The following is an 11,293-nucleotide window of genomic DNA, read 5'->3' as shown; positions in this document are numbered from 1 at the left end:
AAGCGATCGGCCCGTCGCGCGACACCAGAACCGGCGCGTCGAGGGCCGCCGGACGGTAGATGCGCGCGGAGCGCTCGGGTTGGTTGACCTCGGGCAGCGTGTCGTCGGCCTGCGCCATCTCCGGCCCGTCCTTGACCGAGTCGAGCGGGTCGAGATCGGCCATCACGCCGGGGGCCTGATCCACGGGCGTCAGCTGCACGCGCTGCACTTCCTGCAGCACGGTCCAGCCGCCATAGCCAATACCGCCGCCGATCAGCGCCAGCACGAAGAGCGCACCGACGGCGCGCGGCTCGATCTTGGTCCAGATTGATTCCTTGCGCGGAATGAAGGCGGGGTTAGCGAGCGCCTCGGCCATGTCCTTCGGGTCGCGCTGCGGCTTCGGGCCGGACGCGGCCTCGGACATGCCATGGGCGGGCGAGTAGCCAGCCTCGTTGCAGAAGCGCTGGAACGACCATTCCGGGTCAAGACCGAGATAGCGCGCGTAGGAGCGCACATAGCCCGCGATGAAGGAAGGCGTGTCGAAAGCCTCGACGTCGCAGGCTTCGATGGCCGCGATATAGGCCGCTTTGATTCGGAGTTCACGCTGGACATCAAGGAGCGATTTGGCGAGCGTCGCCCGCTCGCCGCGCATCACATCGCCAAGACGAAGTTCGAAATCGTCGAACCCTTTAGGTTTGACTTCGTCCTCCGTCGAAGGTTTAGCCCTTCGCCCGATCATGCTGCCTGTCCCTGCCGTTTTCCCGCCTGCGTCGATTCGGAGCCAATAGCCCCTTCGATTAACAAAGGCTTATCACAAGCAAGCGAGCCGCGCACGCGCCTATGTGGCTTACGCGCTGGCTTCGGCGCGATTTAGCTCACAGCGCGCCCAAAGCGCGTCCATGCCCTTGACCAGACCGTCAATCATACCGGTGTCGTGCACCGGCGAGGGCGTGAAGCGCAGACGCTCAGTGCCGCGGGGCACGGTCGGGAAGTTGATCGGCTGGACATAGACCCCGAACTCGTCGAGCAGCATGTCCGACAAGGCCTTGGTATGTTTGGGGTCTCCGATGATCACAGGCACGATATGCGAGCCGTGGTCGATGATCGGCATGCCCATACCTTTCAGGCGCATCTTGAGAATCTTCGCGTGCAGCTGCTGCTTGTCGCGCAGCTCCTGACCGCCCTCGCCTTTCAGGAAGGCGATCGACGCGGCAGCGCCAGCCGCAACCGCCGGCGGGATCGAGGTGGTAAAGATGAAGCCCGGCGCATAGGAGCGCACGGCATCGACCATTTTGGCCGAAGCCGCGATATAGCCGCCGAACACACCGAAAGCCTTGCCCAGCGTGCCGTTGAAGATGTCGATCCGGTCCATCTCTCCCAGCTTCTCGGCGATACCGGCCCCGCGCGGGCCATACATGCCGACTGCGTGCACCTCGTCGAGATAGGTCAGCGCGCCGAATTCCTCGGCCAGATCGCACAGCTCGGAGATCGGGCCGAAATCGCCATCCATCGAATAGACCGACTCGAAGGCGATCAGCTTCGGCGCGGCCGGATCGTCGGCGGCCAGCAGCTCGCGCAGATGCGCGACGTCATTGTGACGGAAGATGCGCTTCGCCCCGCCGTTGCGACGGATGCCTTCGATCATCGAGGCGTGATTCAACTCGTCGGAATAGATGATGAGGCCGGGGAACAGCTTGGGCAGCGTGCTCAGCGTCGCGTCATTCGCGATATAGGCCGAGGAGAAGACCAGCGCGGCCTCTTTGCCGTGCAGATCAGCGATCTCATGCTCAAGCCGCTTGTGATAGACCGTCGTGCCCGAGATGTTGCGCGTCCCGCCCGAGCCTGCGCCGGTGGCGTCCAGCGCCTCGTGCATCGCGGCCAGCACAACCGGATGCTGACCCATGCCCAGATAGTCGTTGCCGCACCAGATGGTGATGTCCTGCTTCGACCCGTCCGGCTTGGTCCAGACGGCATGGGGAAAATTACCCTTCTCGCGCTCGATGTCGATGAAGACGCGATAGCGGCCTTCCTCGTGCAGCTTTTCAATCGCCTGATCGAGTGCGCGGTCGTAATCCATCTTATGCTTCCCTTGCATGACTGTTCGCTGGGTCTGCCCTATCGGGCACCACAAAGCGCGACATTGATAAATGTCAAATTCCTCTCCCTGAAGCGCAAAAATGTCGCAAATAGTCATGAAAAGCAAACATTCAGTTTTCGCAATTTGTCACGCCCTCGCGTCACCCCCTCTGGACAGTCCCGCGCGCAGCCCTACGCTGAGGCCAAAACAAAGGAGGCCAGCATGGCACTGAACGAGGTTCTCACCGAAATCGACAGCGGCCTGGATGCCGCGATGGACCGTCTTTTCGAGCTGCTGAAAATCCGCTCGATCTCGACCGATCCGGCCTATCGCGAAGAGACCCACGAAGCTGCGGAATGGCTCGTCAAGGAATTGAAATCGCTGGGTTTCGACGCCGAATTGCGCCCGACCACGGGGCACCCGATGGTGGTTGCGCATTCCAAGGGCGAGGGCCCGCGCCTGCTGTTCTACGGTCACTACGACGTGCAGCCGGTGGACCCGCTGGAGCTGTGGGACACGCCCCCCTTCGAGCCGCAGATCGAGGATACCGAGAACGGTCGCGTCATCCGCGGTCGCGGCGCGTCCGATGACAAGGGTCAGCTGATGACCTTCATCGAGGCCTGCCGCGCCTACAAGGCCGTGAACGGCGAGTTGCCTGGCAATCTTGTGATCTTTCTTGAAGGCGAGGAAGAATCGGGCTCGCCCTCGCTGGTGCCCTTCCTCGAGAACAACCGCGAAGAGCTGACCTCCGATCTTGCGCTGATCTGCGACACCTCGATGGTCTCCCCCGGCGTGCCCTCGATCGCAGGCTCCTTGCGCGGGATGCTGAAGGAAGAATTCACCCTGCACGGGCCGCGTATCGATCTGCATTCGGGCCATTACGGCGGCCCCGCGCTCAACCCGCTGCGCGAGATCTCCAAGATCATCGCGAGCTTCCATGACGATCAGGGCCGCGTTGCGGTGGATGGCTTTTACGAGGGCGTGCATGAAGTCCCGGCCGAGCAGCTGGAAGCGTGGAAGACCTGCGGCTTCGACGAGAAGGAATACCTTCAGCACGCGGGCATGACCGTGCCGCATGGCGAAGAAGGCTATTCGGCGCTGGAGCAGCAATGGGCACGCCCGACGCTGGAGATCAACGGTCTCTGGGGCGGCTATCAGGGTGCGGGCTCGAAAACCGTGATCCCGGCCGAGGCGCATTGCAAGATCACCTGCCGTCTCGTGGGCGACATGGACCCGGCCCATGTGCGCAAGGCGCTGCGCGCCCATGTCGAGGCACGCCTGCCGGTCGATGCGCGCATCACCTGGGACGGCGATCTCGACGGCGCACCGGCCTCCGTCATGGACACGTCGCGCCCCGAATTCGAAGCTGCCCGTCAAGCGCTCTCGGACGAGTGGAACCGCGAGGCGGTCATCGTCGGCATGGGCGGCTCGATCCCGATCGGCTATTACTTCAAGTCGATCCTCGGCATGGACGCGATGCTGATCGGCTTCGCCAATGACGACGACGCAATCCACTCGCCGAACGAGAAATACGACGTCAAAAGCTTCCACAAGGGCATCCGCTCCTGGGCGCGCATCCTCGACCGGATCGCGAAATAAGCACATGGCGGGGGCTTCGCGGCCCTCGGCAGACGCAATTATCGCAGAAGGCTGCCGGAGCTTGGCCCGGCAGCCTTTTCATTTGTCATTGGGGCGCGATCATTTCGCAGCCTGCAGGGCAGTGCCGAGGGGCGGCTCGGCGCGTTTCTCGACTGGCTGACGGAACCCAGCTGACCGACGCCTCAGCGCTCGGTCAGTTTCAGCTCGATCCGGCGGTTCTGGGCGCGCGCTTCGGGCGTGTCGGCGGTGTTCACCGGGTCGAACTGCGCGAAGCCGGCGGCGGCGAGGCGTTGCGGCGGGAAGCCGAGGCTCTCGACCATGTATTTCACCACCGACAGCGCGCGGGCCTGGCTCAGCTCCCAGTTATCCTTGAACTCGCCCTGCCCCGACAGCGGCGTGTCGTCGGTATGGCCATCGACGCGGATGATCCACGGGATGTCGCCGGGGATTTCCCCGCGCAGCTGGTCGAGCAGCGAAGTCACCTGTTTGATCTGCGCGCGGCCCGCATCCGAGAGGGTCGCGGAGGCCGGCGCAAACAGCACCTCGGAGGAGAACACGAAGCGGTCGCCTTCGATCTTCACGCCCTGCTTGCCCTTCAGAAGCTGCGACAGCTTCCCAAAGAATTCAGAGCGGTAGTTCTCCAGATCTTTTGCCTTGGCCTCGGCCTCCTTGCGCATCTTCTCCTGCAGGTCCGCGCGCTTCTTCTCCTCAGACGCCGCACGGGCGAGCGCCGCGTTCAGCTGCTGGCCGAGATTGTCGAGCTGCACCTTGGCCGCGGCATCCTTCTGCTGCGCCTCGTCGAGCACGTTTTGCAGCTGCGCGAGCTGGCCCCGCAACGCCGCGACCTGCTGATTGAGCAGCGCCACTTTCTTCTGCGCGCCTTCCGAGATCGCCTGCTGATCGGCCAGCGCCTTCTGCGCAGTGGCTTTGAGCGCGGCCTGCTTCTCGGCCTCGGACAGCTGCTTGCCGAGTTGCTTTTCCAGATCGTCCTTCGCGGTCTGCGCAGCAGCGAGCTTGGTCAGCGTGTCCTCGGCCTGTTTGCGCGCCTCTTCGAGTTGCAGCGTCATCGCCGCGACCTCATCGCCCGATTTCGTCAGCTTGTCGCGCAGATCGGCGATGGTTTCCTTGCTCAGCCGGATCTCGTCGGCCTTGGCGCTCGCATCCTGCTGGGCGGCGTTGCGCTCGCCCACCAATTGCGCGACGCGGGCCTCGAATTCGGTGATCTTCTGCTTGGCATCGGCGAGCGCGGCCTTGCGGTCATCGAGCTGCGAGGTCAGCGTCGCGATCAGCGAATCCTGCTGATCGGCCTTGTCCTTGGCATTCTCCAACTCGCCGGTCAGTTGCTGCGTCTTCGTCTGTTGCAGCGACAGCGCCTTGGCGAGGTTCGAAACCTGCTCGTTGAGCTGGATCAGCTCGCCTTCCTTCGTGCTCAGCGTGTCACGCAGCACCGATTGCACGATCATGAAGATCGACAGCACGAACATGAGGACCAGAAGAAGCGCCGTCATCGCATCGACGAAACCCGGCCAGATATTGGTCGAGAACCGATTGCCGCCGCGCCGTGCCAGAGCCATGAATTAATCCTCGCGATGCGGTTTGTAGCCGAGGATCGCCCGGGTGAGACCTGCGAAATCATGGCGCAGCTCGGCCATGCTTTCCTGACGCCCGGCGCTGACTTCCTCGAGCATCCGCATCATCTGCTGGTCGATCGAGCGCAGCCGCATCCGGGTCTCCATCAGCGCCTCCGCCTCGGGTGCGCCTTCGGCCGTGCGTTGCGCGAGGTGATCGAGCGCGCCGATCAGCCGCTCCTGCCCCTCGGCCATCTGTTGCAACGCGCCTTGCTGACGGTTGCGCGCATCCATCTCCGCCGAGAGCCGTTCCGACAGGTCGTGGATCGCGTTCGACAGATGCGCAATCCGCGCCTCGGTCTGCACGCGACCGGCATCGGAGCGCACGAACAGCGTCTGGATCTGGTCCATCTGCTCGGACATGTGATCGAGGACGCCCGCCACCATCGAGCCTTCGCCATCGCCCCCTTCGAGCGCGGTGAAGGACAGCCGCGTGATCGAGGAAATCCATTCTTCCAGCTCGCGGTAGAACCGGTTCTGACCGTGGCTCGCGAACAGTTCCAACAAGCCCACCACCAGCGAGCCCGCAAGACCCAAGAGCGACGAGGAGAACGCCGTGCCCATGCCGCCCAGCTGCGCCTCCAGACCCGTCATCAGATTGTCGAACACGCCGATCGCGCTCTCGCCCTCCTTGGGCGCCAGTGCGCGGATCGTCTCGACCACCGCAGGCACGGTGGTAGCGAGGCCGTAGAACGTCCCCAAAAGGCCGAGGAAGATCAGCAGCCCCGCAATATAGCGCGTGATATCGCGCGCCTCGTCGATCCGGGTCGCGACGGATTCGAGGATCGAGCGCCCCGAGGACGACGACACCGCGCGGCGCGCCTCGCGCGAGCCCAGAAGGGACGCAAGCGGCGCCAGCATCGACGGCGGGCGCACCTGCGGACGACCGGGACGGTCGGCGGCGAAGCTTTCGATCCAGTTCACCGCCTTCACCAGCTGCACCACCTGCCAGAAACAGGCGAGGATGCCGAAGACGAAGACCGCGAGGATCACCCCGTTCAGCCAGGGATTGGCGAGGAAAATCGGGAAGATGCGCGAATAGGCGAAATAGCCACCCGTAGCGACCAAGCCGAGCACCAGAAGCATCAGGATCACCTGACGCACGGGTTGTGAGAATTGCGGCTCCAGCCGGATCGGCTCTTCCATTATTGCCCCTCTTGCCTGTTTGCGCAGAGCCTAGCGAGGGTGCAGCCCTTCGCCAAGGGCTATCACGACAAGTCGTGCAGCCGTGCCACCAATGCATCAAGATGGGGATCGGGGATGCCCAATTCGTGCAGATGCTGGGCAGTATTAAACAGATAATCGCGGTTCGGACCGCGCCCGCCGGTGGCGCTGGCGATGATCCGGGCCTGCTCGTCATCGCTGAGCCCGCCGCAATACTGATCGTGATGGCGGTCGATCACATAGGTCACCGCACGCACGCGCCGCCCGTCATCCAGATCGACGTCGATCTCGCGTTCCAGATAGGCCGACGTCACCAGCTCGCGCTCGCGCAGATAGGCCATGACCTCGTCTTCCTGTCCGGGCTTCACCGCGAAGGCGAGCCCCGCGCAGGCGCCCTGCCCCTCGTCGAGCGCCAGCACCAGCCCCGGCGCTTCGGGCGTGCCCCGATGCACCAGCGAGCGCAGGCAGAAGCTGCGCTCCCAACCCGGCGCACGGGCGAGCATCCGCTCGTCAAAATCGAAGCCGGGGTTCCAGATCAGCGAGCCGTAGCCGAAGACCCAGATCCTGTTGTCGTCGCACTGGTCCTGCATGAGAACACGGCTTACATGGGGTTCACCCGATTTGCAAAGAGGCGAAGATGCGCAAACTGATCATTCTGGTGCTGGTCGCGACGCTGGCCTATTGCGGCTACTGGTTTTACGGCGCGCATAAGATCGAAAACGGCGCGCGCGACATGCTCGCGCAGGCCCGGCAGGAAGGCTGGGGCGATGCGCAATCGGTGTCGCTGGCGGGCTTCCCCTCGCGCTTCGATCTGACCTTCGACAAGCCCGAACTGAAGGATCAGGGCGGCCTGTGGCACTGGAGCGCGCCCTTTGCGCAGCTCTTCGCTCTGGGATACGAACCCAATAAAGTGATCGCCTATCTGCCCTCAGGCCAGTCGCTGCAACTGGGCGATCAAAGCTACAAGCTGACGCAAGAGGACATGCGCGCCTCGCTGACGGTGGGCTATTCGACCGCGCTGCCGCTGGAGCGGGCGATTGCCGTGATCTCCGCGCCGGTGCTGACGCCCGCGGGCGAGACGGCCCCCGCGCTTTCGGCCGATCAGCTGCGCCTCGCCATCGAGCGCAAGGACAAGGCGCAGGGCGCGCTTGGCGGCTCGGCGCAAGCCGCCGATCTGGTGATGCCCGCCGCCGCCTATCGTCTGGGCGCGGAGGCGAAGTCGTTGAAGCTCCCGGGCGATCTGCTGGAGCGGATCGACCCGAAGGGCGAGCTGCCCGACACCGTCACGCGCGTTCATTTCGACGCGCTGATCGGCACGCGCGAGCCGATCGACCAGACCGCGCTGGAGGCAGGCATGCCGGGGCTGATGACCGTCGCGATCTCGGACCTTTCGCTGAGCTGGGGCGGCAACGATGTCTCGGTCGAGGGTAACCTGACGGTCGATCCCTCGGGTTATCCCGACGGCACGCTGACGATCCGCTCCGCCTCGTGGCGCAACTGGGTCGGCATCGCGCAGAGCATGGGTCTGATCGGCAAGGACCAGATGAAGCTCGTAACCGGGATCGGCGCGATGCTGGCCGCGAAGAACCCCGATGGCGCGCTGGAAGTGCCGCTTGTCTTCAAGGACGGGCAGATGAGCCTCGGCCCGGTGCCGCTCGGCCCCGCGCCGCAGCTGGTCGCGCAGCGGCAGTAAAGTTTAACGGCAGTAAGCCCCGCCGCGGTAGCTGGCCACGTCCACGTGGATGTGGTCCTGATGGAAGCGATCCGATTTCGGCCCCAGCACGGTGCCGAACGGGCCGCAGGCCGATTTGTGCATCCGCTTGATCACCCGGCCCCGGCGCCAATCCTCCAGCACGCTCAGCGTCTTGCCGTTGCGCAGGACCACGCCCGAGACGTCGATTGCGTTGCCCTTGGCATGTTCGGACAGCTTCGCGCCGGGCTGCGAATTGCGGCTCCGGCAGGAATAGGAGGCTGCGATGCGGATCGCCTCGATCCCGCCGCCGCGCCGCCCCACCGCCGGTTTGATCCCACGATCCACCCAGCGCTTGAAGGACTTCGCCGCCGAGCAATTCACCCGAACCGGCGAGGTCAGGCGGATACCGGAGACGGAGGTGATCTGAACCGGATCGGCGATGCCGCAGCGCCCCGGCCCGTCGATCGGCGCGATATGCGCGCCTTCCAGCCCCGCAATGCCGCAAAGCTCACCCGACGAGGAATAGCGCGCCGAGCGCCGGTCGTCGCCGCGCCCGCAGGACCCAAGCGCCACCACTGCCGCAAGTGCGATCAGCGCCGCTACTCTCATGCGTCTTTCTTCGGCGCACCGCGCCCGAAATCGGGCGCATCCGTATCCTGCCCGGCCTCGATGATGCCGCGGCGGATCGCGCGGGTGCGCGTGAAATAGTCGTGCAGCATGTCGCCATCGCCCATGCGGATCGCGCGTTGCAGCATGAACAGCTCCTCGGTGAAGCGGCCGAGGATGTCGAGCGTGGCTTCCTTGTTGGTCAGGAAGACGTCGCGCCACATCGTCGGGTCCGAGGCCGCGATCCGTGTGAAATCGCGGAAACCCGTAGCGGAATATTTGATGACTTCCTCGTGGGTTACACGACGAAGATGATCCGCCACGCCAACCATCGTATAGGCGATCAGGTGCGGCGTGTGCGACACGACCGAGAGCACGAGATCATGGTGGTCGGGCGCCATCTCGTCGGTATTCGCGCCCATCGCCTCGACCAGCGACTTCAGCCGGCTCAGCGCCTCGGGGTCCGTGCCCTCGATCGGCGTGAACAGCCACCAGCGATTGGCAAACAGCGTCGCAAAGCCCGAGCGCGGGCCGGATTGCTCCGTCCCCGCCAGCGGGTGGCCGGGAATGAAATGCACGCCCTCGGGCACATGCGGGCCGACCGCGTCGATCACCGCGCGCTTGACCGAGCCGACATCGGTGATCGTAGCCCCGGGGGCCAGATGCAGCGCGATCTCTTCGGCGATCTTAGCCATCGCGCCGACCGGCACACAGAGCACGACCAGATCCGCGCCCACGACGGCCTCGGCAGCGGTCTCATAGACGGCATCGACCAGCCCGATCTCCAGCGCGGTGTCGCGCGTCTCGGCGGAGCGCGCATGACCGACGATCTCGCCCGCCAGCCCCTTCTCGCGCATCGCATGGGCCATCGACGAGGCGATCAGGCCGAGCCCGATCAGCGCGACCCGCTGGTAGAGTTGGCTCATCTGGGCACCTCGATCCCGCCTGCCTTGAAGACGCCGATCAGATGCGCCACGCGACGGCACGAGGGCTCGTCGCCCACGGTGATGCGCAGGCAGTTGGGCAGGTTATAGCCCGCGACCCGGCGCACGATGATCCCTTCGGACTTCAGATAGGTATCGCAATCGGCGGCCTCCTGCTCGGAAGCCAGCCGCGCGAGGATGAAGTTCGCCGTGGAAGTGTCTGACGGAACGCCCTTTTCTGCCAGCGCTTCGGCCAGCCAAGCGCGCAGGCGGGTGTTGTCATCGCGGCACTTGTTGACCCAGTCCTGATCGCGCACGGCGGCCTCTGCGGTCTCCTGCTGCGCGGTCGAGAGGTTGAACGGCCCACGGATGCGGTTGAGCACGTCGATCACTTCGCGCGAGCCATAGCCCCAGCCGACGCGCAGCCCGCCGAGACCGTAGATCTTCGAGAAGGTCCGCGTCATGAAGACATTGGGCAGGCGCGTCGCCAGCTCCGCCCCGCCGTCATAGCCTTCGACATATTCCGCATAGGCTGCATCGATCACCAGCAGCGCGCCTTTCGGCAGCCCAGCCGCCAGCCGCTCCAGCTCCGCCAGCTGGATCATCGTGCCAGTCGGGTTGTTCGGATTGGCGAGGAAGACGAGCTTGGTCTTCTTGGTGCAGGCGCTCAGGATCGCATCGACATCGGTCGTGCGGTCGCGCTCCTTGACCTCGATCGGGGTGCCGCCCGCGGCCATGGTCGAGATGCGATACATCAGGAAGCCGTGCTCGGTGAACACCACCTCGTCGCGCGCGCCGACATAGGCCTGGCACAGGAAGTGGATGATCTCGTCCGAGCCCACGCCGCAGATGATCCGGTCGGGATCGAGCTTATGCACCTCGCCGATCGCCGTGCGCAGCTTGGCATGGTCGGTCGGGGGGTAGCGATGCATCGAATGGGCGCATTTCGCGAACGCGTCCTTGGCCTTGTCAGAGGGGCCGAACGGGTTCTCGTTCGAGCTGAGTTTGACGGCATCGGTGCGCCCCGCCACATGGGAGGCGCCGCCCTGATAGAGCTCGATGTCCATAATACCGGGCTGGGGGCGAATATGCGTGGTCATTGTGCACTCCTGAATCGTGGCCCGAGTTCTATCCGCCATGGCGCGACAGGGCTAGTGAGAAGATCACCCGCATAGCAGACGCGGCAGGGATGCAACGGATGTCATAGCACGTCGATGAGAGATGTATTGCCCAAGGGCGCTGCCCGGGCCGCTGCGCGACCGTTCCGGGCAAAGGCGCCCCCTCGCCCATCGCCCAAAAGAAAAAGGCCGCGCCCCGGGGGCACGGCCTTTCCGAATGATCGGCGAAGACTGAAAGATCAGTTCTTCGCGTAGAATTCGACCACGAGGTTCGGTTCCATCTGAACCGCGAAGGGCACGTCGGACAGAGCCGGGGTGCGCACGAATTTCGCGGTCAGTTTGTTGTGGTCGACTTCGAGGTAATCCGGAACGTCGCGCTCGGGCGACTGAACGGCTTCGAGAACCAGAGCCATCTGCTTGGACTTCTCGCGGACTTCCACCACGTCGCCTTCTTTCAGGCGGTAGGAGGGGATGTTCACTTTCTTGCCGTTCACGAGCACGTGGCC

The 11,293-nt window shown here is 64.5% G+C and carries 11 protein-coding genes; 2 read left to right on the top strand and 9 right to left on the bottom strand.

The genetic code is table 11. The features are described from left to right. On the bottom strand, nucleotides 1–718 hold a 718-nt coding region (locus B3D39_RS16015; protein ID WP_286789874.1), incomplete at its 3' end, for a helix-turn-helix domain-containing protein. Nucleotides 719–826: 108 nt separating this feature from the next. After that, nucleotides 827–2,056, bottom strand: coding sequence for a 5-aminolevulinate synthase (gene hemA, locus B3D39_RS16010; RefSeq protein ID WP_286789873.1), 1,230 nt, complete (start codon nucleotides 2,054–2,056; stop codon nucleotides 827–829). A gap of 222 nt (nucleotides 2,057–2,278) precedes the next feature. On the opposite strand from hemA, the gene B3D39_RS16005 reads away from it, so the two are divergent. Further along, on the top strand, nucleotides 2,279–3,655 hold the full coding sequence (locus tag B3D39_RS16005) for a dipeptidase (RefSeq protein WP_274963571.1): 1,377 nt from the start codon (nucleotides 2,279–2,281) through the stop codon (nucleotides 3,653–3,655). Between the two features lie 182 nt (nucleotides 3,656–3,837). Here B3D39_RS16005 and B3D39_RS16000 read toward each other — a convergent pair whose 3' ends face one another. The 3 genes from B3D39_RS16000 to B3D39_RS15990 form a co-directional block, all read right to left on the bottom strand. Beyond that, entirely contained in the window at nucleotides 3,838–5,229 is a 1,392-nt protein-coding gene (locus tag B3D39_RS16000; protein WP_078601223.1) for a peptidoglycan -binding protein, read from the bottom strand. Between the two features lie 3 nt (nucleotides 5,230–5,232). Continuing rightward, nucleotides 5,233–6,429, bottom strand: coding sequence for a biopolymer transporter ExbB (locus tag B3D39_RS15995; protein ID WP_274963572.1), 1,197 nt, complete (start codon nucleotides 6,427–6,429; stop codon nucleotides 5,233–5,235). Nucleotides 6,430–6,491: 62 nt separating this feature from the next. Beyond that, complete coding sequence (locus tag B3D39_RS15990; RefSeq protein ID WP_274963573.1) at nucleotides 6,492–7,037, bottom strand: gamma-glutamylcyclotransferase; 546 nt, start codon at nucleotides 7,035–7,037, stop codon at nucleotides 6,492–6,494. Nucleotides 7,038–7,084: 47 nt separating this feature from the next. Here B3D39_RS15990 and B3D39_RS15985 point away from each other — a divergent pair, with 47 nt between their 5' ends. Continuing rightward, nucleotides 7,085–8,140 (top strand): DUF2125 domain-containing protein, encoded by a 1,056-nt coding sequence (locus tag B3D39_RS15985; protein WP_274963574.1) that lies wholly within the window; start codon nucleotides 7,085–7,087, stop codon nucleotides 8,138–8,140. A gap of 3 nt (nucleotides 8,141–8,143) precedes the next feature. Here B3D39_RS15985 and B3D39_RS15980 read toward each other — a convergent pair whose 3' ends face one another. The 4 genes from B3D39_RS15980 to B3D39_RS15965 all read right to left on the bottom strand — a co-directional run. Further along, nucleotides 8,144–8,749: an extensin family protein gene (locus tag B3D39_RS15980; RefSeq protein WP_274963575.1), complete on the bottom strand. Its 606-nt coding sequence runs from the start codon at nucleotides 8,747–8,749 to the stop codon at nucleotides 8,144–8,146. Continuing rightward, the gene (locus B3D39_RS15975; protein ID WP_274963576.1) at nucleotides 8,746–9,672 is read right to left on the bottom strand and encodes a prephenate/arogenate dehydrogenase family protein; all 927 of its coding nucleotides are present in this window, start codon (nucleotides 9,670–9,672) and stop codon (nucleotides 8,746–8,748) included. Before B3D39_RS15975 ends, B3D39_RS15980 begins: the two co-directional genes overlap by 4 nt. Continuing rightward, entirely contained in the window at nucleotides 9,669–10,769 is a 1,101-nt protein-coding gene (gene hisC / locus B3D39_RS15970) for a histidinol-phosphate transaminase (protein WP_078520975.1), read from the bottom strand. The genes B3D39_RS15975 and hisC overlap by 4 nt, the downstream gene beginning before the upstream one ends. Nucleotides 10,770–11,026: 257 nt before the next feature. Then, nucleotides 11,027–11,293 (bottom strand): S4 domain-containing protein (locus B3D39_RS15965; protein ID WP_286789872.1); only part of this gene is annotated, 267 nt, incomplete at its 5' end.

Origin of the sequence: Thioclava sp. UBA3469 (genome assembly GCF_002378135.1) — a bacterium.
In the GTDB taxonomy this organism is placed as follows: Bacteria; Pseudomonadota; Alphaproteobacteria; order Rhodobacterales; family Rhodobacteraceae; genus Thioclava; species Thioclava sediminum.
This window is presented reverse-complemented; position numbering and strand designations above follow the sequence as displayed.

Excerpts from the sequence above, each read along its gene's own strand:
- hemA (WP_286789873.1), bottom strand. The coding sequence starts at position 2,056 with ATGGATTACGACCGCGCACTCGATCAGGCGATTGAAAAGCTGCACGAG.
- B3D39_RS16005 (WP_274963571.1), top strand. The coding sequence starts at position 2,279 with ATGGCACTGAACGAGGTTCTCACCGAAATCGACAGCGGCCTGGATGCC.
- B3D39_RS16000 (WP_078601223.1), bottom strand. The coding sequence starts at position 5,229 with ATGGCTCTGGCACGGCGCGGCGGCAATCGGTTCTCGACCAATATCTGG.
- B3D39_RS15995 (WP_274963572.1), bottom strand. The coding sequence starts at position 6,429 with ATGGAAGAGCCGATCCGGCTGGAGCCGCAATTCTCACAACCCGTGCGT.
- B3D39_RS15990 (WP_274963573.1), bottom strand. The coding sequence starts at position 7,037 with ATGCAGGACCAGTGCGACGACAACAGGATCTGGGTCTTCGGCTACGGC.
- B3D39_RS15985 (WP_274963574.1), top strand. The coding sequence starts at position 7,085 with ATGCGCAAACTGATCATTCTGGTGCTGGTCGCGACGCTGGCCTATTGC.
- B3D39_RS15980 (WP_274963575.1), bottom strand. The coding sequence starts at position 8,749 with ATGAGAGTAGCGGCGCTGATCGCACTTGCGGCAGTGGTGGCGCTTGGG.
- B3D39_RS15975 (WP_274963576.1), bottom strand. The coding sequence starts at position 9,672 with ATGAGCCAACTCTACCAGCGGGTCGCGCTGATCGGGCTCGGCCTGATC.
- hisC (WP_078520975.1), bottom strand. The coding sequence starts at position 10,769 with ATGACCACGCATATTCGCCCCCAGCCCGGTATTATGGACATCGAGCTC.